The 587-nt window shown below is 50.3% G+C and carries 2 rRNA genes; both read left to right on the top strand.

The features are described from left to right. Positions 1–143: ribosomal RNA gene (locus A3730_RS12790) — 23S ribosomal RNA — on the top strand; the annotation flags it as partial. Between the two features lie 204 nt (positions 144–347). Then, a 5S ribosomal RNA gene (gene rrf / locus A3730_RS12785) occupies positions 348–463 on the top strand. The last annotated feature ends 124 nt before the right edge of the window (positions 464–587 follow it).

Here is a 587-nt window from a genome sequence, read left to right as displayed (position 1 = left end):
GGAAGCCTCCCTCAAGATGAGATCTCCCTGGGAACTTGATTCCCCTGAAGGGCCGTTGAAGACCACAACGTTGATAGGCTGGGTGTGGAAGCGTTGTAAGGCGTGAAGCTAACCAGTACTAATTGCCCGTGAGGCTTGACTATATAACACCAAAGCAGTTACTCGGCACATCAAGCCAGGTAACGCAAAGATACGGTGTGAGAGATACTAACCTTGCAGTTGAATAGCAAACTTCTCGTTACCCAATTTGGCTTTGCCGGTGAGCAAGCAGTTCTACTTCGGTAGAGAACACCGGTAAGGCAACCTATTTGGTCATCCTGATTATTCAGGACAACCAAACCAGTTTGCCTGACGACCATAGAATGTTGGAACCACCTGATCCCATGCCGAACTCAGAAGTGAAACGACATATCGCCGATGGTAGTGTGGGGCTTCCCCATGTGAGAGTAGGTCATCGTCAGGCTCTTAAACCAAACAAAANACCCCCGCCACGAAAGTGACGGGGGTTTTTTGTTTGGTTTAAGATACGGTGAACTCCTCTCCCTACCTCGCGGCGAAGCCGCCATCCCCTCAAGGAGGACCGAGGT

The sequence above is a fragment of the Alcanivorax sp. HI0044 genome (assembly GCF_001634945.1).
Note: the sequence above shows the minus strand (reverse complement) of the source record. Positions and strands in the feature narration are given on the sequence as shown.